At 45.2% G+C, this 22,158-nt stretch carries 9 protein-coding genes; 8 read left to right on the plus strand and 1 reads right to left on the minus strand.

Going from position 1 to position 22,158, the window contains the following annotated elements; translation table 11 throughout:
- The first annotated feature begins 2,833 nt into the window (after positions 1–2,833).
- The 4 genes from FN124_RS20510 to FN124_RS20525 all read left to right on the plus strand — a co-directional run bounded on the left by FN124_RS20510 (position 2,834) and on the right by FN124_RS20525 (position 13,917).
- The gene (locus FN124_RS20510; RefSeq protein WP_185937289.1) at positions 2,834–8,767 is read left to right on the plus strand and encodes a T9SS type B sorting domain-containing protein; all 5,934 of its coding nucleotides are present in this window, start codon (positions 2,834–2,836) and stop codon (positions 8,765–8,767) included.
- A 30-nt stretch (positions 8,768–8,797) separates the two neighbouring features.
- On the plus strand, positions 8,798–9,814 hold the full coding sequence (locus FN124_RS20515) for a PorP/SprF family type IX secretion system membrane protein (RefSeq protein ID WP_185937290.1): 1,017 nt from the start codon (positions 8,798–8,800) through the stop codon (positions 9,812–9,814).
- A gap of 14 nt (positions 9,815–9,828) precedes the next feature.
- A complete protein-coding gene (locus tag FN124_RS20520) occupies positions 9,829–11,445 on the plus strand; it encodes a tetratricopeptide repeat protein (protein WP_142686665.1) in 1,617 nt (538 codons plus the stop codon).
- A gap of 333 nt (positions 11,446–11,778) precedes the next feature.
- Positions 11,779–13,917, plus strand: a complete 2,139-nt coding sequence (locus FN124_RS20525) for a M43 family zinc metalloprotease (protein ID WP_142686666.1) — start codon at positions 11,779–11,781, stop codon at positions 13,915–13,917.
- 172 nt (positions 13,918–14,089) lie between these two features.
- On the opposite strand, the gene FN124_RS20530 is transcribed toward FN124_RS20525, so the two are convergent.
- Entirely contained in the window at positions 14,090–14,971 is an 882-nt protein-coding gene (locus FN124_RS20530) for a YXWGXW repeat-containing protein (RefSeq protein ID WP_142686667.1), read from the minus strand.
- A gap of 297 nt (positions 14,972–15,268) precedes the next feature.
- Between FN124_RS20530 and FN124_RS20535 the strand changes: the two genes are divergently transcribed.
- The 4 genes from FN124_RS20535 (at position 15,269) to FN124_RS20550 (ending at position 22,094) form a co-directional block, all read left to right on the plus strand.
- Positions 15,269–15,685, plus strand: a complete 417-nt coding sequence (locus tag FN124_RS20535) for a hypothetical protein (RefSeq protein ID WP_142686668.1) — start codon at positions 15,269–15,271, stop codon at positions 15,683–15,685.
- 362 nt (positions 15,686–16,047) lie between these two features.
- Positions 16,048–19,113, plus strand: coding sequence for a SusC/RagA family TonB-linked outer membrane protein (locus FN124_RS20540; RefSeq protein WP_142686669.1), 3,066 nt, complete (start codon positions 16,048–16,050; stop codon positions 19,111–19,113).
- Positions 19,114–19,124: 11 nt separating this feature from the next.
- Complete coding sequence (locus tag FN124_RS20545; protein WP_185937291.1) at positions 19,125–20,585, plus strand: RagB/SusD family nutrient uptake outer membrane protein; 1,461 nt, start codon at positions 19,125–19,127, stop codon at positions 20,583–20,585.
- A gap of 27 nt (positions 20,586–20,612) precedes the next feature.
- Positions 20,613–22,094: a sialate O-acetylesterase gene (locus FN124_RS20550; RefSeq protein WP_142686671.1), complete on the plus strand. Its 1,482-nt coding sequence runs from the start codon at positions 20,613–20,615 to the stop codon at positions 22,092–22,094.
- The last annotated feature ends 64 nt before the right edge of the window (positions 22,095–22,158 follow it).

The following is a 22,158-nucleotide window of genomic DNA, read 5'->3' on the forward strand; positions in this document are numbered from 1 at the left end:
ATTAATAGGTCTGGCGCTAAGTTGCAATAAGTAAAACAATTATGATCCAGATGCCTTAATGTCGACTCTATGGTCGTTTTAAAGATACCGAACTATTTATTAAACAAGTTTAATGGATTTTAAAATAAAACAAAATAATTTCGGCCCATATTATAGTTAATTAATGCTTAGTTGATGTTTTAATCCCGTTGATTGTTGTGATAGCCTATTAATGTATTTTAAAGTTGGTAGCCCGATAAAATCCTAATGTACATAGACTGGAAACAGTTTTTTGAGCATATTAATTGCTCGATCCGATGGTTATTATCCGTTAGATTGGAATTCCTCATTTGACACCATTTAATAATTTAAATACAGCATTTCCAAAATCGAGCATTAAATATTTTGCATTCCTAATCTTCTTCTGTTTTTAATGATTTTCAGTGACCCTGAGTGAATTGTCTAATATACAATATTTAGAAGTAGTGGCATTAAGTTTAATGTATTAATCAAAATCCTTCGCTGGTCTCTCAAAAATTGAATCGTCAATTTTGCATCGTTAGTATCGATGTATATACCCTTGTGTTCTGTAAACTCGACAAGACTTAATATCCAAATGAAAACTTATATGCTTAAAAGTATTCAACTCCTTGTTCTCTCTGTAATATTGGTATTTTTGTCGTTACGTGTTAACGCCGAAGGTAGTAAAGACCTGATGTCCCGTGGTGGAACCAGAGCATTTCTGGCAAGTGGTCCGAGTCTTGACACCAAATCATATCCATTCAGATATTCTGGAACAGTCAAAGTGTATGCTAAAGCCGGGGAGAAAATTTATATGGGATCGAGCGCACAGGGACTGGGTAGTGGGACTATTGTTTGGCGGGCCCCTGATGGTTCTACTGGAAATAGTGGAACAGGTAACAAATCCATAATTGGGCGTATTGAAAACCGAACGCAGGAAATGAACGGCCCAAATAATCAAACCAATGGTCCAGACAAGACGAAGTATAATCCGTACATAGTTACTGTGAATTCAGAACAGGAAGGTATCTGGGAAATTGATTTTGTATCACCTATGATTGGCTCATCTCCAGGGGCTAATAATTTGGGTACTATTTCGGCCGATAAAGAATGGAAATGGAACACGGATCAAGATACTAGATCTCCATACATAGCCGCTTTTGATGTAACAGTACGGGACGTTAATGATAGCAGGTTTTTGACAGGAAGGGTATATTTAAACCTTTTTTGTGGATATACAGGTAATGGTGGATTTAATGCGCTGTTTTATGTGTTAACAAAAGATGGATATCAATATACTGTAGACGCTAATGGGTTTATGGGGAAGGGATTCGTTTTTTTTGTAAACAATAAAGGATTTATTAATACTAAAACAGGCGCCCCATCTTACTTAAGCGTAACAGACATCAGAGCGTTGAATGTACATGATCCGACAAAACCGGATGATGCGACTAATACAACACATAAGCTTTTCCTTAATGCGCCGGCGGCAGATCTCCCTGCTTTGGCAAAAACACCGGGTGGTTCTCAAACATGGATATTAGTTAAACCAATGGCTCCCAAGGCTGCTGATTTTAAATTTGAAGGCGTTGAAGGAACAAAGGAGAGTGCCGGCACTTGGCCATTGACAAGTTTTATCAAGTTTGTGGCTAATATAAGCGGCTCTTATGAAATAGCAATAGATATTGATAAGAATGGAATTTATACCGACAAGATTGATAGAAAATTAAAGGGGAGCGCGATTGAAGGGGAAAATTCAATTAGCTGGGATGGCCTGGATGGCTTGGGTAAACCTGTATCTCCGACAGTTGTTGCTTCGCCTGGAGTGGTGAAAATTACTTTGTTCGGAGGAGAAGTGCATTTTCCATTAATTGATGTTGAGAATAATCCTAATGGAATTAAAATTACCCGTATCAATGGCGATAAAAGTCCGGAGAGTACAATTTATTGGGATGATTCGCCGATTAATAGTGAAGGAAGTTCGATTCCAAGTTCCCCACAGATTAATACTGAAGGTGTAAGCAGTTTGGAGAATGGCCATAAGTGGGGCCGCCCAACTTTCGAGGATAGAGGATTTGGTAATGAGAAGGGATTGGACTCCTGGACCTATGTCTTCGGTAATCCCCTGATTAGTAAAGTGCCAATGATTCTACAACAGGCAGATTTGGAAATTGTAAGTATTGAACCTTCTGCTAAAAAAGTTTGTGTGGGAACTCCTATTACATTTAAGGTTGTAGTTAGGAACAATGGGCCCAGCAATATAAGAGGGGCAAAACTTAAAATTAGTATTCCAACTGAGTTTGAAGTCGACCCATCCACCCTGCCAAAGCCAGGTGATAATTCCGCAATATTTGATATAAATCTAAACCCTACGGACTTTACGGCTTCGCTGAATATGGCGAATCAGGACGTATTTAGCTTTACTATTTCTGGAAAAGTGAAAGAAGGCCCTCCCAATGGAAACCTTCCTCTTAAGGCAAGCATTTTACGGCCGGCAGATGTCAACGACCCCGATGCTACAAATAGTGACCCTGTAGCACCAACGGATCCGGAAGCAGAGTGTAAAGGGCTTAGATGTAACAATATAAAAGAGACAACTGTATCGGTAGATAGTAAGCCGGTTAAAGCTTCTATAGAAACTCCGATACAATCAAACGGTAATTTGGGTGTGTTCATGTTAAAGGCAAATGATCCGGGACCAGGAATAGGGAAATGGATATTGCCCGATGGCAGTAATGCAGTTATTAAGGATTTATTATCTCCCAACACAAGCATTACTCTCCAGCCAAATACAAATGCGGTGGTCGTTTGGTCTGTTACAAATGGAAGCTGTATGGCAAAAGATAGCATTACGCTGAAATATGACATAGTTACAGCTCATCTTGGCATTGTTAAAACAGCTTCCCAGGAAAAGGCTACAGCAGGCAGTCCGCTGAACTACATCATAAAGGTAACCAACCATGGCCCGGGGAACATATCAGCCAAAGAAACATTCAAAGTAGTAGAGACGCTGCCGGCAGGCTACATCGTTGAAAGTTATAAAGCCGACCAGGGCAGCTATGATCTTAAAACAGGTGACTGGACGGGAGCCGATCTTCCAGCCGGAGCAACGGTGACGTTAACGCTCAACGGTAAGGTAGATGCAGCCTATAGTGGCATGGAGCTGATCAACAAGGTAAGTGTGATACCGCCGCCCGGTATCCTGCCTCCACCAGCAGATCCTGATAAGGTATCTCCTCCTACCGGCTCAGAGGTGAAAGTACCGGTAACCCGCGTAGCGGCACTGGGCATTGTTAAAACAGCTTCCCAGGAAAAGGCTACAGCAGGCAATCCGCTGAACTACATCATAAAGGTAACCAACCATGGCCCGGGGAACATATCAGCCAAAGAAACATTCAAAGTAGTAGAGACGCTGCCGGCAGGCTACATCGTTGAAAGTTATAAAGCCGACCGGGGTAGCTATGATCTTAAAACAGGCGACTGGACGGGAGCCGATCTTCCAGCCGGAGCAACGGTGACGTTAACACTCAACGGTAAGGTAGATGCGGCCTATAGTGGCATGGAGCTGATCAACAAGGTAAGTGTGATACCGCCGCCCGGTATCCTGCCTCCACCAGCAGATCCTGATAAGGTATCTCCTCCTACCGGCTCAGAGGTGAAAGTACCGGTAACCCGCGTAGCGGCACTGGGCATTGTTAAAACAGCTTCCCAGGAAAAGGCTACAGCAGGCAATCCGCTGAACTACATCATAAAGGTAACCAACTATGGCCCGGGGAACATATCAGCCAAAGAGACATTCAAAGTAGTAGAGACGCTGCCGGCAGGCTACATCGTTGAAAGTTATAAAGCCGACCGGGGCAGCTATGATCTTAAAACAGGCGACTGGACGGGAGCCGACCTTCCAGCCGGAGCAACGGTGACGTTAACACTCAACGGTAAGGTAGATGCAGCCTATAGTGGCGTGGAGCTGATCAACAAGGTAAGTGTGATACCGCCGCCTGGTATCCTGCCTCCACCAGCAGATCCTGATAAGGTATCTCCCCCTACCGGCTCAGAGGTGAAAGTACCGGTAACCCGCGTAGCCGCACTTGGCATTGTTAAAACAGCTTCCCAGGAAAAGGCTACAGCAGGCAATCCGCTGAACTACATCATAAAGGTAACCAACCATGGCCCGGGGAACATATCAGCCAAAGAAACATTCAAAGTAGTAGAGACGCTGCCGGCAGGCTACATCGTTGAAAGTTATAAAGCCGACCGGGGTAGCTATGATCTTAAAACAGGCGACTGGACGGGAGCCGATCTTCCAGCCGGAGCAACGGTGACGTTAACACTCAACGGTAAGGTAGATGCGGCCTATAGTGGCATGGAGCTGATCAACAAGGTAAGTGTGATACCGCCGCCCGGTATCCTGCCTCCACCAGCAGATCCTGATAAGGTATCTCCTCCTACCGGCTCAGAGGTGAAAGTACCGGTAACCCGCGTAGCGGCACTGGGCATTGTTAAAACAGCTTCCCAGGAAAAGGCTACAGCAGGCAATCCGCTGAACTACATCATAAAGGTAACCAACTATGGCCCGGGGAACATATCAGCCAAAGAGACATTCAAAGTAGTAGAGACGCTGCCGGCAGGCTACATCGTTGAAAGTTATAAAGCCGACCGGGGCAGCTATGATCTTAAAACAGGCGACTGGACGGGAGCCGACCTTCCAGCCGGAGCAACGGTGACGTTAACACTCAACGGTAAGGTAGATGCAGCCTATAGTGGCGTGGAGCTGATCAACAAGGTAAGTGTGATACCGCCGCCTGGTATCCTGCCTCCACCAGCAGATCCTGATAAGGTATCTCCCCCTACCGGCTCAGAGGTGAAAGTACCGGTAACCCGCGTAGCCGCACTTGGCATTGTTAAAACAGCTTCCCAGGAAAAGGCTACAGCAGGCAATCCGCTGAACTACATCATAAAGGTAACCAACCATGGCCCGGGGAACATATCAGCCAAAGAAACATTCAAAGTAGTAGAGACGCTGCCGGCAGGCTACATCGTTGAAAGTTATAAAGCCGACCGGGGTAGCTATGATCTTAAAACAGGCGACTGGACGGGAGCCGATCTTCCAGCCGGAGCAACGGTGACGTTAACACTCAACGGTAAGGTAGATGCGGCCTATAGTGGCATGGAGCTGATCAACAAGGTAAGTGTGATACCGCCGCCCGGTATCCTGCCTCCACCAGCAGATCCTGATAAGGTATCTCCTCCTACCGGCTCAGAGGTGAAAGTACCGGTAACCCGCGTAGCGGCACTGGGCATTGTTAAAACAGCTTCCCAGGAAAAGGCTACAGCAGGCAATCCGCTGAACTACATCATAAAGGTAACCAACTATGGCCCGGGGAACATATCAGCCAAAGAGACATTCAAAGTAGTAGAGACGCTGCCGGCAGGCTACATCGTTGAAAGTTATAAAGCCGACCGGGGCAGCTATGATCTTAAAACAGGCGACTGGACGGGAGCCGACCTTCCAGCCGGAGCAACGGTGACGTTAACACTCAACGGTAAGGTAGATGCAGCCTATAGTGGCGTGGAGCTGATCAACAAGGTAAGTGTGATACCGCCGCCTGGTATCCTGCCTCCACCAGCAGATCCTGATAAGGTATCTCCCCCTACCGGCTCAGAGGTGAAAGTACCGGTAACCCGCGTAGCCGCACTTGGCATTGTTAAAACAGCTTCCCAGGAAAAGGCTACAGCAGGCAATCCGCTGAACTACATCATAAAGGTAACCAACCATGGCCCGGGGAACATATCAGCCAAAGAAACATTCAAAGTAGTAGAGACGCTGCCGGCAGGCTACATCGTTGAAAGTTATAAAGCCGACCGGGGTAGCTATGATCTTAAAACAGGCGACTGGACGGGAGCCGATCTTCCAGCCGGAGCAACGGTGACGTTAACACTCAACGGTAAGGTAGATGCGGCCTATAGTGGCATGGAGCTGATCAACAAGGTAAGTGTGATACCGCCGCCCGGTATCCTGCCTCCACCAGCAGATCCTGATAAGGTATCTCCTCCTACCGGCTCAGAGGTGAAAGTACCGGTAACCCGCGTAGCGGCACTGGGCATTGTTAAAACAGCTTCCCAGGAAAAGGCTACAGCAGGCAATCCGCTGAACTACATCATAAAGGTAACCAACTATGGCCCGGGGAACATATCAGCCAAAGAGACATTCAAAGTAGTAGAGACGCTGCCGGCAGGCTACATCGTTGAAAGTTATAAAGCCGACCGGGGCAGCTATGATCTTAAAACAGGCGACTGGACGGGAGCCGACCTTCCAGCCGGAGCAACGGTGACGTTAACACTCAACGGTAAGGTAGATGCAGCCTATAGTGGCGTGGAGCTGATCAACAAGGTAAGTGTGATACCGCCGCCTGGTATCCTGCCTCCACCAGCAGATCCTGATAAGGTATCTCCCCCTACCGGCTCAGAGGTGAAAGTACCGGTAACCCGCGTAGCCGCACTTGGCATTGTTAAAACAGCTTCCCAGGAAAAGGCTACAGCAGGCAATCCGCTGAACTACATCATAAAGGTAACCAACCATGGCCCGGGGAACATATCAGCCAAAGAAACATTCAAAGTAGTAGAGACGCTGCCGGCAGGCTACATCGTTGAAAGTTATAAAGCCGACCGGGGTAGCTATGATCTTAAAACAGGCGACTGGACGGGAGCCGATCTTCCAGCCGGAGCAACGGTGACGTTAACACTCAACGGTAAGGTAGATGCGGCCTATAGTGGCATGGAGCTGATCAACAAGGTAAGTGTGATACCGCCGCCCGGTATCCTGCCTCCACCAGCAGATCCTGATAAGGTATCTCCTCCTACCGGCTCAGAGGTGAAAGTACCGGTAACCCGCGTAGCGGCACTGGGCATTGTTAAAACAGCTTCCCAGGAAAAGGCTACAGCAGGCAATCCGCTGAACTACATCATAAAGGTAACCAACTATGGCCCGGGGAACATATCAGCCAAAGAGACATTCAAAGTAGTAGAGACGCTGCCGGCAGGCTACATCGTTGAAAGTTATAAAGCCGACCGGGGCAGCTATGATCTTAAAACAGGCGACTGGACGGGAGCCGACCTTCCAGCCGGAGCAACGGTGACGTTAACACTCAACGGTAAGGTAGATGCAGCCTATAGTGGCGTGGAGCTGATCAACAAGGTAAGTGTGATACCGCCGCCTGGTATCCTGCCTCCACCAGCAGATCCTGATAAGGTATCTCCCCCTACCGGCTCAGAGGTGAAAGTACCGGTAACCCGCGTAGCCGCACTTGGCATTGTTAAAACAGCTTCCCAGGAAAAGGCTACAGCAGGCAATCCGCTGAACTACATCATAAAGGTAACCAACCATGGCCCGGGGAACATATCAGCCAAAGAAACATTCAAAGTAGTAGAGACGCTGCCGGCAGGCTACATCGTTGAAAGTTATAAAGCCGACCGGGGTAGCTATGATCTTAAAACAGGCGACTGGACGGGAGCCGATCTTCCAGCCGGAGCAACGGTGACGTTAACACTCAACGGTAAGGTAGATGCGGCCTATAGTGGCATGGAGCTGATCAACAAGGTAAGTGTGATACCGCCGCCCGGTATCCTGCCTCCACCAGCAGATCCTGATAAGGTATCTCCTCCTACCGGCTCAGAGGTGAAAGTACCGGTAACCCGCGTAGCGGCACTGGGCATTGTTAAAACGGCTTCCCAGGATACCGCTACAGCAGGCAGTCCTTTGAACTATACGATCCGGGTAACTAACTATGGCCCTGCTAATATTACATCCGAAGATGTCTTTAAGGTAACAGAATCTATTCCGATGGGTTTTGTAGTGGAAAGTTATAAGGTTGACCAAGGTAACTACAACATATCAAATGGTAGCTGGACAAATGCGTTTCTTCCAGCTGGTGCAACAGTAACACTGATGATCACTGGTAAGGTGGCCGCAGAATACAGAGGAACAAACCTAACTAATAAAGCAACTGTTACACTGCCACTCAATATAGCATCGCCACCTCCACCAGGCCCCGGACAACCACCGCTGCCGCCAACAATTTCAGAGGTAACGGTGCCGGTTGTACGCACTGCTGCGTTAAGTGTAACAAAAACTGCCTCAGAAGAAACAGCAATTGCAGGAAAACCTTTGAACTATACTATAAAGGTCACGAACAATGGTCCGGCGAATATCGAGCCTACCGAGATCTTTGAGGTTATCGAATCACTACCCGCAGGTTATATTTTGGATGGTTATAAGGTGGATCAAGGTCAGTATGACATAAATACCGGTAGCTGGACGAACGTTTATTTTACACCAGGAACTACTATTACTTTAACTATTATCGGTAGGATGGATGCAGACTTTACAGGAAAGAATGTAGTCAATAAGGTATCAGTGAAATTACCACCAGGCATGGTACCACCAGATCAATTGAGATTCCGTGTTCCTGAACAAACGGTAGCAGTATCAACAGTGCCTTTTGTTGAGTATAAGTTCTTTATTCCAAACGTATTTACCCCTAACGGAGATGGTAAAAATGATAAGTTCACAATTGTTGGCATCGACCGTTATCCCGGTTCAGGATTGATAATTTATAACAGATGGGGAAATGAGGTATATAATTCTAAATCTTATAATAATGAGTGGGATGGAAGAGGATTGAACGAAGGCACTTATTATTACCTCCTGCAACTTAAAACGCCGGATGGAATTAGGACCTATAAAGGATGGATTGAATTATTGAGATAATACTGTTTTGTTTTATTAAAAATGAAAATTATGAGGAATAGAATAATGCAATTGTTATTTATCGTATTGCTTATAACCAGTTTTTTTTCTGGAAATATCCTTGCACAGCAGAATATACAATTTAGCCAGTATGTATTTAATGGTTTAAGTGTAAATCCGGCTTATGCAGGGTACAAAGGTGACTGGTATCTAAATGGAATTTACAGACATCAATGGGCAGGATTCCCCGGAGCACCGAGAACAGGTGGTATTTCTATAGATGGACTTACAAATGCTAACGAAAATAGGGTAGGATTAGGAGCACAGTTAATGTTTGATAGGTTAGGCCCTCAGGAATCACTGTCTGCCTATGGCTCTTATGCTTATAGGATTCCATTGGATCAAAATGATACTAAACGCTTATGCCTGGGAATAGGAGGAGGAATCACTCAATATTCGATAGACGGAGGAAGCCTCAAATATGTGGATGATCAGGATTTGGCTATTCCAGTTGAAAAGGTATCTAAAATAATACCTGATGTACGCTTTGGCATCTATTATTATACCCCTTCATTTTATGTGGGTGTTTCAATAATGGATTTACTGTCTTTGTATACAGATGATACTCGTTATAGCCTGGGGGGGTATAATTATCAAACAATTCGAAAAACACAGCATTTTTATTTGTCTGCCGGATATTTGGTCAATCTTTCTGAAGAGTTAAAACTAAGGCCATCTATTATGATTAAAGAGGACTTTAAAGGACCAACCAATATGGATTTAAATGCCTTTTTGCTTATTTCTGAAAAACTCTGGATAGGAGGCTCTTATCGTACAGGTGTGCCTTTTTGGGGTAAGACCGCGCTTAGTCCTGATTTAAGTCAATTGGATGCAGCTAGTGTTATCGTGGAATTTTATACTAACTCCAAATTACGTATCGGATATTCCTATGATCTTTCCCTTAATAAGATGGCCGGTCAGCAACGAGGGTCGCATGAAATATCTGTAGGATATCTTTTTAATAGCAATAAGAATAAATCGCGGATAACGAGTCCCCGATATTTCTAAAATAATATGCAAAAATGATAGAACATTATTTAAGAATAAGCTTAATAAAAATGAAGCCACTGATATTTTGTTTGTTGATCACGTCTCTGTCTTATGGACAGGAGCAACCTTCTTTGGTAAAAGAAGCTGATTCACATTTTTTACGGTACAATTATGCTATTGCTGCAGGGCTTTATGAAAAAATTTTAAAAAAATATGCACCGGAGAAACGATCTGTAAAGATGATGGAAAGACTAGCTGCATGTTATAGAGAAATTAATAGGTATGAACTTTCTGCGCGTTGGTACGAAGAAGCCCTTCAACATACTGATGCGGCTGCAGATGACCGGCTTTTTTATGGAGATATGTTAAAAAGTATGGGGGATTTTGAAAAGGCGAGGGAACAATACAAACAGTATTCGGCAAAAAATCGGAATGACAAAGTAACGATGCGTCTGGCAGTGTACGATTCTTTGGAGAATTGGCTATCTGGATATAATGATGTAAAGCTTGTGAATATTAAAAGCATAAATTCGGGTAAATCAGACTGGGGAGCCATACAGTATGGAAACCAGATTGTATTTGTATCAGATAGTTTACGCGGAAACAGGTTGGATATTAAAAATTCCGGGAAAACCTATGGGCGTACCAAAACACCTTTCCTGAAATTATATATGATGGATAAAGGATCAAAGGATTTTGGTTATACGAGAGACTTTTCCGGTATAATTAACAACTATCCTTATCATATTGGGCCGGTTTGTTTTTCGAAAGATAGAAATACGGCTTACGTTACTGTAACAAGGTCAGGTATTGCCCGCTCTTTGAAACCTGATGGGTCTGGATTAGGTAATCATAAGCTTGAATTGCAGATTTTTATGAAAAAGGAAAATAAATGGCAGACTCCTATTCCATTTGTATATAATTCAATGGAATGTTCTACGGGGCATGCTTATCTCAGCCCGGATGAAAATATCCTCTATTTTGCGTCCGACAGAGCTGGTGGAATAGGAGGAATTGACATATGGTATTGTGAGAAACAGCCTGACAATACATGGGGTATACCCCGAAATTGTGGGCCAGCAATAAATACCACTGAAGATGAAGCATTTCCAGTGGTAGATCATGAAGGAAAATTACATTTTTCAAGTAAAGGTCATCCAGGGTTAGGGGGTTATGATCTTTTTGTTAGCTATGGCGACAAAGATCATTGGTCTGCCCCGGTTAATTTGAAGGCACCATTTAATTCCAGTGCAGATGACTTTTTTATGGTGCATGATGCAGAGGGAAATGGCTATCTTTCTTCTAACCGGAAGGGAGGAAAAGGAGATGATGACATTTATCGTTTTTCTATGCCTCATGTTTCTATGCCCCCAATTCCCCTTCCATCTTTACGTATTCCTTTAGTGTTAGATATCTATACGCCAAAAATAGTCTGCATATATCTTTTTAATAAGACCCGAAACATTGGATGGTGTTATTCAATAGAACCTCCCTCAAGAAGGATAGAAATGATGCTGGAAAGTGATACTGATTATGTGTTAAGAGCGAATTATGGGAATCGTGGTGATAGTCTATTATTTGATACACATAATGTTAATGTAAAAGATACACTTCATAGGTCTTTTCATGCGCAACCAAATAATATGTAAATGCCAGGACCCTCTGTCCAGCTGCTAAGCTGTTTTAAATTGCTTTTAAAAGGTATCTAATAAAAAAGTCCACTCAAAGCCTCCATTAAAACGTAAATACGAGGGCTTTGAGTGGAAAACTTTAGTCAAAACGTCAATATGTTTGCACAGTTTATATTATAGTGTCGAACGTCTTCTATACTCTTCAATTAATTAAACTGGTTTAATAAATAATTACACCCAAAAAGCTATTATTATATGGCCCAATTTACTTCATTTCACTTATCCTAAATAATATGGGCATTTCAGAATAATCAGTTGGACATCAACTTTATTACAATAAATCTACTTTCCATGCGCCCATTAATTATCTTCCTGATACTTGTGTCTTTCTGTGTTCCAACGGCAGCTCAGCGTAAATGTGGTACTTATGGTGCGTTACAACAAAGAATAAAAAATCACCCCTATCTGAAACAGCTACTCATCGATAATGAAAATAGAATACTTATAGGTCAACGCCTGCATAAATTTAGCTCAATAGCGCCTGAAGACCGCTCTCTTGTTACTATTCCTGTTGTCGTTCATGTAGTATTGGATAGCCCCAATATTGTTACTGATGAACAGATAATATCACAACTGGAAGTTCTTAACCGTGACTTTTGCGCAACCAATACTGATACTACCCAAGTTCCCAACGTGTGGAAATCAATCATCGGAAATGCACAGATAAAATTCTGTCTGGCACAAAGAACTCCCGACAACAAGGCTACTAATGGCATACTTCGAATAAAAACAGAAGCTGGCAAAAGGTTTGACATATACGGAAATGACCTGAAGGATGACGACAAAGGAGGGTCTACTGCCTGGGATTCAAAAAGCTATCTCAATATATGGGTGACCAGTATGTCCAATAATGTTATTGGTCTGGCTACTCCTCCTGGCAACGGTTACCCGACAGAAGAAGAAGGGGTAGTGATTCAATATACCGCTTTTGGAACAACAGGCAGTGTAAAAGGTCCCTATAACCTTGGCAGAACAACCACGCATGAAATTGGTCACTACTTTGGGTTAAGACATACCTGGGCAGATGATGATGGCGGTTGTATTGAAGATGACGGTATTGATGATACTCCGCTGGAAAGCAATTATACTTTTGGTTGCCCTGACTTTCCTAAGCTTGACAGCTGCAGTCCCAACCCACCAGGTATTATGTTTATGAACTATATGGACTATACCGATGACGCATGCATGTGCCTATTTACGACTCTTCAGGTTGACAGAATGCGGTTTGTCCTTGAATCGGTTATCCCGGGACTTTTAACATCGAAAGGATGTATGCCTCTCACTCCTCTCAACAACGATATTGCTTTAGTATCCATTTCTTCACCGTCCGGCAAAATATACAATAGTCTTGTTCAACCTGTCATAATATTACGCAATAATGGTCCCGCCCCACTAACCAGCGCATATATCACCTATACATTGAATGGTGGACCGCCAATTTCTCAACAATGGAGGGGCAATCTTTCCAGCGCACAGCAAATAACTGTAAATATGCCAGTTACCACAGTTAAAATTGGCACGTATGACCTGAAAGTCTATACACAGTTACCAAATGGTGTTCCTGATAGTGATCCCACAAATGATTCTCTAAGTAATCATTTTCATTACGATGCAGAAATAAATATTCCTTTTACCGAAGAGTTCGAGAATAGTAGTTTCCCTCCCGCGGGTTGGGATATCTATAACCCGGACCAATACTACACATGGGAACGTAATTTTAGTATTGGAAACCGTAGCAGCGCATCAGCGATGGTAAACAACTACGATTATCAGACTTACGGACAAATTGACGATCTGATAACACCAGTAATAAATCCAATGGGAGCCGCCTCAGTGTTACTAACATTTGACGTAGCAGCCGCTGCGACCTATGCTCTATCTGCTGGAAGCCAAAAGTGGGATACCTTAAAAATATTGGTTATCAGAGAAGGAACAACTGCCGAAGAAGTTGTATACACGAAATGGGGCCGCCAACTAATAACTCATGCAGCAGTACTATCAACTCCTTTTATTCCAACTCCCGCCGATTGGCGTAGAGATACGGTAGATCTTACAAATGTTGTACGCGGATCAAAGTTCTATTTACGTTTTAGAAATATTTCAAACTTACAAAACAACATTTATATTGATAACGTCAGCGTTGCTGATAAAGAAAACAATACATTTATGCAAGATCCGGGAGTCAATGTAAGCCCTAATCCTACAAATGGTCCAGTCATTTTGACATTTAATCAGAATCAAGATGACTTACTGCAAGTAAGCATCTATAACTCATTAGGAAAGCTTATCATCTCCCAACCTTTCAATAATAATACAAACAGGAGTACTAATCAGGCATTTGACTTAACAAATCAACCTGATGGGGCCTATTTTATTAAGTTGAATTACCGAGATAAAAACCGTATCATAAAGCTGATCAAAATAAGATAAATGATCTGCATAACCAACAATTAATGTTGGGCCCGAGGCAAGCGCAGTCGCTCTAAGTTTGTTTAGTTTTAACATTCCCGATAAAAGCAGCAATGAAGTCTACCAGCAAAGTTCTCCTGAAGTATACACTTAAAAACACTAAGAATAAACTCTGCTTTTCGCGCCACTTCCATCACCCTCTTCTATGCCCTCCGGCACGGCCTTCGGAATACCCTCTCCGCTGCATCTCTCCATGTCCGCCAAAACCACCATTCCCGTGCGGCCTGCTCTGAAAAGCTGGCCGGCTATCGTGATGAACATTTTGCTGTACAGCCACTAGCCGGTGTGCCTGTTGAGCAGAAGACCTGTCTGCATGCCCGGCTCCATTGTTACCCGCGTGTTGCACTGCAACAGGTCTGCCATGATTCACTACCGCCAGCTGATTCCTGTCTCTGCTCATCATCTGCTGATGGCTGGTTTGCATGGCTGTTGCCTGCTGATGATGTTCGTGCATGGCTAATAATTCCTGTTGGTTAGGTCGTGCATTAACGCCACCGGCGCCGTTAAAACTGCTGCGGTTAGTTACCCTGGTGTTATTAATCACGTTGTTGTTAATGTAGGTGTTATGGACAATGGTGGTGTTCACATTATTAACAGCGGAGTTATATTGGAATCTGCCGCCACTCCATCTGCCGCCCACGTATCCGGAGCCGCTATAACCATATCCGTAGTTGATGCCTCCGTAGAACCCGATATGCGGGCCCCAGTAACCGGGATGAAAGCCGTATACACCTCCTTCGAAGCCCCAATAGGCAGGCGTCCACAAAAAGCCCACCTGTGGTGGCCGTACCCACACGCCCGGTACCCAGTAATAGCCGTTAGGGCCATAGGCCCAGTAGCCTGGTGTCCAGATATATCCATCTGCCGGGCATGGCGGTTGGGTATAAACGGGTAATGGAGGAGGTGCACTATGTACGGAGATGCCCACGCTTAAACTAACCTGGGCATATGTAGTGGTCGAGGTTAAGAATGTGATGATAAGGCCGGCCAAACAAAATTTTCCTATCGCTTTCATATATTTATGGTTTTTCCTTTTTGTTTGACCTTGAAACAAATAGAAAGGTTTAAAACAGGGAAGAAGCTGTTTTGTTAAATGATGCCCGTATATTCTAATGAAGACAAACCAAAGCTGAAATATATTGAGAAAGTTATTGATTATTACAGGGACATTATCTTTTCTGGCATTCAGCTTCCGAAGTTGAATTATTACGTAAATTATTAAATTTGATATTGAACCTATATCACGCATTCTTAAGAAGAAAAGCAAGATAAATTAATGTCTAAAGAATTGCATATCCTAAAAGTATGTAAGATGAGCATTTTAAAAGCCTGTTCAAATTGGTTGGTGTTGACCTTTTTGTTGACTACAAGTACAACTGCATTTTCTCAGAAAGGATACGAAAAGTTTATCGGTACCTGGTTTTGTATCATGACAGATTGCCCCAATCAGCCTACACGATTTGAAATATTGGCAGATAATAGTTTGAAAATTTATCAAACCTTAGTATTTGAGAAGCCAAATTTCTATCATATGTTCGTGGGTAATGATTTTTCCCGCGGAACCTGGAAAGTGACAGGCGACTCATTAATATTGGCAAACACCACCAGTGGAGTTATACAGAAGTTTACGTACAATGATATTTCAGGGCAACCATTTCTGGTATTGATCACAAAAGAGAAATGCAAATGGTACCTCGTCTCCAAAACAGGGAAAAATAAACTATTATAGAGAAGATCTTGAAGTACTCCTACATCTTCAGCATTCCCTGGCAACATTGCCGCACCCCATCATTGATCACCACCTGCAAAAGCCACCGCATTTTTATCTAGCCGGAAAATGGCCACCGGCAAAATCTTCCCCCCCAATGGCGGTATCCTCATTTTCAGGTGTCATTGTAACAGAGATAGCACCTTGTCCCCTGTAGCATACAACCCGGCTGATTTGTAAAAGGACGCTTTTACATAAGCGGAGCTGTGTGCCTCGTAAAGACAATACCTATCCCGGTTATGAAGCTGAAATGCAGGCTGCCTGCCCTGATCCACGTTCGAACAGGCAGCGTGCTGATTACCTAACTCAAATATGGCACACGTATGTGTTTTACTAATCTTGACGACACCTTCCGCGCACGGAAACCACAGCGCAGAAGTAAAAGTGGTATCATCCTTTTTGTACTTGTATTTTTTGCTATGCTGTCTGCAAAAGCAGCAGTGGTGGATACGCTGATCACAGGGCATGTACTGGACCCGGAAAATAAACCGCTGCCTGGTGCTTCGGTTTCTATAAAAAGTACGCCCACTAAAGGAGTGAAAACGGCGGTAGATGGTAGTTACAGCATCTCCGCCGCTGCTACAGATATACTGGTAGTTTCTTTTATCGGCTACGGCCGCCAGGAAGTGCCAGTGAATGGCCGCCGGGAAATAGAGATCGTTTTGCAGAGTCAGTCTACCAGCCTGGAAAGCGTTGTAGTAGTAGGTTACGGTACCCAGAAGAAAGGAGAAGTTACAGGAGCCATTTCATCGGTGAATGAAAACGACCTGAAAGACCAGGCAGCAGCAAGCTTGCAGCAATCACTGCAGGGAAAATCTGCCGGAATACAAATAACGCAGAATTCCGGCTCTCCCGGGAAAAATGCAACGGTAAGGGTACGCGGACTTACCTCTATCAATAATTCAGATGTGCTTTATGTGGTGGACGGCGTTCCGCTTACGGCCAACGGCATCAATGCTATTGATCCATCCAGCATCGCATCTGTTCAAATATTAAAAGATGCTTCCTCCCAGGCAATTTATGGATCAAGAGGCGCAAATGGCGTGGTGTTGATTGAAACGAAAAAAGGCAACAGGAATGCATCGCATATTTATGTAGATGCTTATGCCGGCGTACAGCAGGTGAGAAAGAAACTGGACATGCTGAACGGGCAGGACTTTATCATGCTGAATTCAGAAGCATTTAAAAATGCAGGCCAAACTTCACCATGGACAAATCCATCGCAATATACCATAAACACCGACTGGCAGGATGCCATGTTCCGGTCGGCTCCCGTGCAAAGCTACAACCTGGCTTTTGCAGGCGGCAGCGATAAGCTCACCTATCGCCTCAGTGGAAATTATTTCGATCAGGACGGCATCATCATCGGGTCTTCGTATAAAAGAAGCAGCTTCTCACTGAACACTACTTTTAAGCCCAATAAATATATTGAAGCAGGAGAGAACCTGTCCATCGCCAAAAGTAAGCAATACCTGGTGGGTGAAGGCGCTACCAGCCGGGTAGACCTGCTCTCGGCCATCAGCATGGATCCTACGGTGCCGCTGAAAAATGAACAGGGGAACTATGTGCCTTCAAGGTTCTCTGATATCATGAACCCATTGGCAAGCATTGAGTACATCTCTATGAATCATCCGTTGAATACCTGGTCGGTGGTGGGAAGCACTTACCTGCAGCTGAAACCCGTTAAAGGGCTTACACTTAAATCCAACCTGGGTATCGATATCAGCTTTTCAGACGATAAGGCTTTTACGCCTACCTACTATGTATCGGCAGCGCAGAATAATCCCATCACCAGTCTTTCCCAAACAAAGGCAACAGGCCTGAGCTGGACATGGGACAATACCGCTACCTATGAAACAACCATCGCAGAAGATCATGAACTGAAAGTACTGGCAGGGATCTCTGCACAGCAGTATAGTTACGAATTTATCAGGGGCAGCAACCAGGGACAGCCAGGGAACGATTCCTACCTGCAATACCTCGATGCCGGTACATCCAATCCAACAGTAGGTGGTACGCTTGTTCGCTGGAGTTTGTTATCTTATTTAGGAAGATTGAATTACAACTACAAACAGAAGTACTTCCTCACTGCTACTATCCGGCGCGACGGATCTTCTAAATTCGGCGCAAATAATAAGTATGGTAATTTTCCCTCCGCCTCGGTGGGATGGGCGCTGGGTAAGGAGAATTTCCTGAGCAACAAGGGCCAGCTCAGCGCGCTGATGCTCCGGGCCAGCTGGGGTATCGTAGGTAATCAATCCAGTGCAGGATACTACGATTTTTCATCTACCATTAATAACTATAACTACGCATTCGGTAACGGCGCTTTCCTCACCGCGGAACCGGCCGGATTGGGTAACCCCAACCTGAAATGGGAACAAGTGCGCCAATGGGACCTGGGACTCGACTTTAAAGTATTTGAAGGCCTCACAGGAACTATCGACTACTACAACAAGAAAACTAACAACATGCTGCTGCGTATCCCTATCCTGTTTGAAAGCGGCTTCTCTACCGGCCCGCTTACGAACGTAGCAGCAATGGCTAACTCGGGCTTCGAATTCCAGCTGGATTACAGCCACCACTTTAACAAAGACCTGCGCATCAATATAGGCGCTAATTTATCTACCCTGCATAACGAAGTGCTGAGCCTGGAAAATGAAGGCGCGCAAATATTCAACAGCCCGAATATGACCAGGGCCGGTCACCGCGTGGCGGAGTTCTACGGGTATGTGTTCGACGGTATTTTTCAGAACCAGGCAGAGATCAGCAATCATGCTGCTCAGCCCAATGCAGTGCCTGGAGATATCCGCTTTAAAGACCTGAATAATGATAAGGTAATTAATGATCTTGATCAAACCTTCCTGGGCTCGCCTATTCCCAATATCCAGTATGGATTTAATGTAGGCGCCAACTACAAAGGCTTTGATCTGAACCTGGCATTCTTTGGTGTGAGCGGCAACAAAATTTATCAGTCTTACAAATACAACACCAACGGTTTCTTTATTTCCAACTATAATATGGAACAGGAAACCCTGGGCAGATGGCATGGGGAAGGCACCAGCACTACTATCCCCAGGCTTACCGCCAACGACCGCAACTTTAATTCCAGGGCATCCAGCTATTACCTTACAAACGGCGCTTATTTGAGGCTGCGCAATATCACCCTCGGGTATAATTTACCGGATAAATTAATGGAACGCTGGCATCTCAGTGGTATGCGCGTGTATTTAACCGGGCAAAACCTGATAACGTTTACCCATTACGATGGCTACGATCCTGAAATAGGCATCACCTTCGGTGGAAATGCCGGCACCCTCAACCTGGGCCAGGACCAGGTGAATTACCCACAACCCAAAACTATCATGGCGGGTATCAATCTCACTTTATAATGACTACTGGTATGAAATATTTATTGTTACTGATCATTACAACAGCAGGTCTTGCAGGATGTTCCAAATTTTTGGAAGAAGATCCTACCGCACATCTTTCCACAGCTACTTATTACAAAACAGCAGCAGATGCCGAAGCAGCGGTGAATGCGGTATATGCAGCTGCCAGGCCGCAAAACTTTTTCGCATTGGAAACCCGTATCGTGGTAGGCGATGTAATGTCCGATGATGCGGAGAAAGGGGGAGGAGGCGCTTCCGATGTAGCCGAAATACAGCAGCTGAAACTGTTTACCGCCAAGCCGGACAACAGCTATGTACAGGATGCATGGCAATATAATTATCATGGCGTATACCTTGCCAATGTAGTGCTGGATAAAGTACCGGCTATCGCGATGAACGCAGCGGATAAAGAAAATATCCTGGCGCAGGCGCGCTTCTGGCGTGCATATTTTTACCTGCAACTGGTGCAGCTGTTTGGCAATGTGCCGCTTGTTACGATGCCGCTGGCAACAGGTGAATATAACCAGCCACAGGTGCCGGAAGCACAGGTATGGGCACAGATTGAAAAGGATGCCGACAGCGCCATGCAGGTGCTACCAAAGCAATCGGAGCTGGCTGCTGATAAAAACGGTAAAGCCACCTCCGGTGCTGCAAAAGCTTTGCTGATGTACGTATATATGTGGCAGAAAAAGTGGACCGATGCCCAACGGCTCGGGGAAGAAATTATAAATTCAGGAGAGTATTCCCTGGCCCCTGATTATGCAAAAATATTTACTACCGCAGGTGAATTCGGAACAGGTTCCATTTTTGAAATCAATATGGCAAATATCCCCGGTAAGGGAGTGGGCTCCAACATCAATCTCTGGATTAATGCAAGAAACACATGGGGCTATGGTTTTGTAGTGCCATCGCCAGGCCTGGTGAAAACCTATGAGCGGGGCGATCCCAGGCTGAAAGCCACGGTGATTGCCAACAACGATGTACTGCCGGATGGTACTATTGCCAATACTACTTCCAGTCAGACAGGATACTATAATAAACGTTACTGGCTGCCGCCAAATGAGATTCCTTTCAATGCGGGTGGCAGCGTTGCCGATGGCCCTACCAATGAGCGGATCTTCCGTTTGGCTGTTGTAATGCTGTGGACGGCGGAAGCAGCCTTTCATAACGGGAATAAGGCCAGGGCCCTGGAGCTGGTGAACCTGGTACGGCAGCGGGCCCGTAAAAGTGGAGGAAATACGGATATGACGGTACTGCCGGATCTCTCTACTATTACTCTTGATAATATTTATCATGAGATGCGCGTGGAATCTGCCCTGGGCGAGCACCTGCGCTTCAATGAACTGGTAAGAACAGGCAGGGCCGCAGCTACTTTGCCCGGCTATGTGGAAGGCACAAATAATCATCTGCCCATTCCCCTGCGTGAAATACAACTCAGTAACGGGCTGCTCAAACAGAATCAGGGATATTGATCCTTTTTGTTTTTAAGAAGAGAAATCATGCGTATAAAAAGATATAGTATTTTATGTTACCTCCTGCTGGTACTGTGCCGCGTTGCGGTGGCACAGTACCAGCCACTTCAGCTGGCCAGCCTGTTGCAGGATGATATGGTGATCCAGCAGAACAAACCTTTTAAAGTATGGGGCCGGGTCAATGCAGGCAGCATCGTGTCGGTTACCGGTAGCTGGAATAACCGCACCATACAGGTAAAAGCAGACAGCAGCCAGCATTTCATGGCAATACTGGATGTTCCTGCCGTGAAACCAGGTGATTTCAGCAGTTACCGGCTTACTGTCAGCAGCGGGGGAACCAGCCTCGTACTGGATCATCTCCTGATCGGTGAAGTTTGGTTATGCAGCGGGCAGAGTAACATGCAGTTCGCTATGAAGGAAGAATTGAACCATGAGCAGGAGATCCCGCTGGCAGCATTGCCCAACATCCGTTTATTTAATACCGGGTTAAATTTCAGTAATGAGCCTGTTGATACTGTTAGCGGGAGATGGAAAGTCTGTAGTCCCGCAGCAGTAAAGGAATTCAGCGCGGTGGCCTATTATTTCGGCAAAGAGCTTTTTGAAAAATTGCAGGTGCCGGTTGGCATCATATTTACCGGTATAGGAGCTTCCGGCGCGCAGGCATATGTGCCCCGCGATGTACTCGCTTCAGATCCGCTGCTGGACTCGGTATACCTGCAACCTTATCTCCGGAGCCCAAAGTCGGCCGAAAAGATCAACGCAGGATTTACCTTTGAAAAAGTGATGCGCCCATACCTGTTATACAACGCCATGATCCATCCATTCAGGCATTTGTCTGTACGCGGTTTTTGCTGGTACCAGGGGGAAGCCAACCACATGGAGCGGAACAGCTATACCCATCTTACCCAAACGCTGATAAAAAGCTGGAGAAGGCAATTTGCGCAGGGGGAACTACCTTTTTATTACGTGCAGATAGCGCCGTTCTTCCATGATAAGGAAAACCCCGGACTCGCATTCGACGCCTTCTTCCGGGAGGCACAGGAAAAAGTTGCCACGCTGAATAATACGGCCATGGTAGTAACCATGGATGTAGGCGAAGCGAAAGACCTGCATCCGAAGAATAAAAAGCCCATCGGGCACAGGTTGGCCAGTACAGCCCTGAACCGTGCTTATGGCCGGCTGCAGATCGACTACCAGGGCCCGGCCTTTCATCATGTAACCTTTGAAAAAGCCAAAGCAGTGGTGCACTTCGATCCCCAGAGCCTGGCAGGTGGCTTAAAAACGAATAACGGGCAGCCCCCGGCCTTTTTTATGCTGGCAGGTAGCGACCAGCGATTTTATCCCGCCACTGCCGCCATTTCCGGGGAAACAGTGGTGCTTCACGCCGCCAGAGTAAAACACCCGGTGGCAGTGAGGTATGCTTTCTTTAACTACCCGGTCACCAACCTGGAAAATGGAAAAGGATTTCCGGCACTGCCTTTCAGAACGGATAACTGGGAGGAGAAGTAATAGCAATTGTGTTTCACCAAAGAGAATACAGGTTTCCTGAGCAGGAGGTGTTGTGTAGGTAAGC

The sequence above is a fragment of the Chitinophaga polysaccharea genome, assembly GCF_902150045.1.
Classification (GTDB): domain Bacteria; phylum Bacteroidota; class Bacteroidia; order Chitinophagales; family Chitinophagaceae; genus Chitinophaga; species Chitinophaga polysaccharea_A.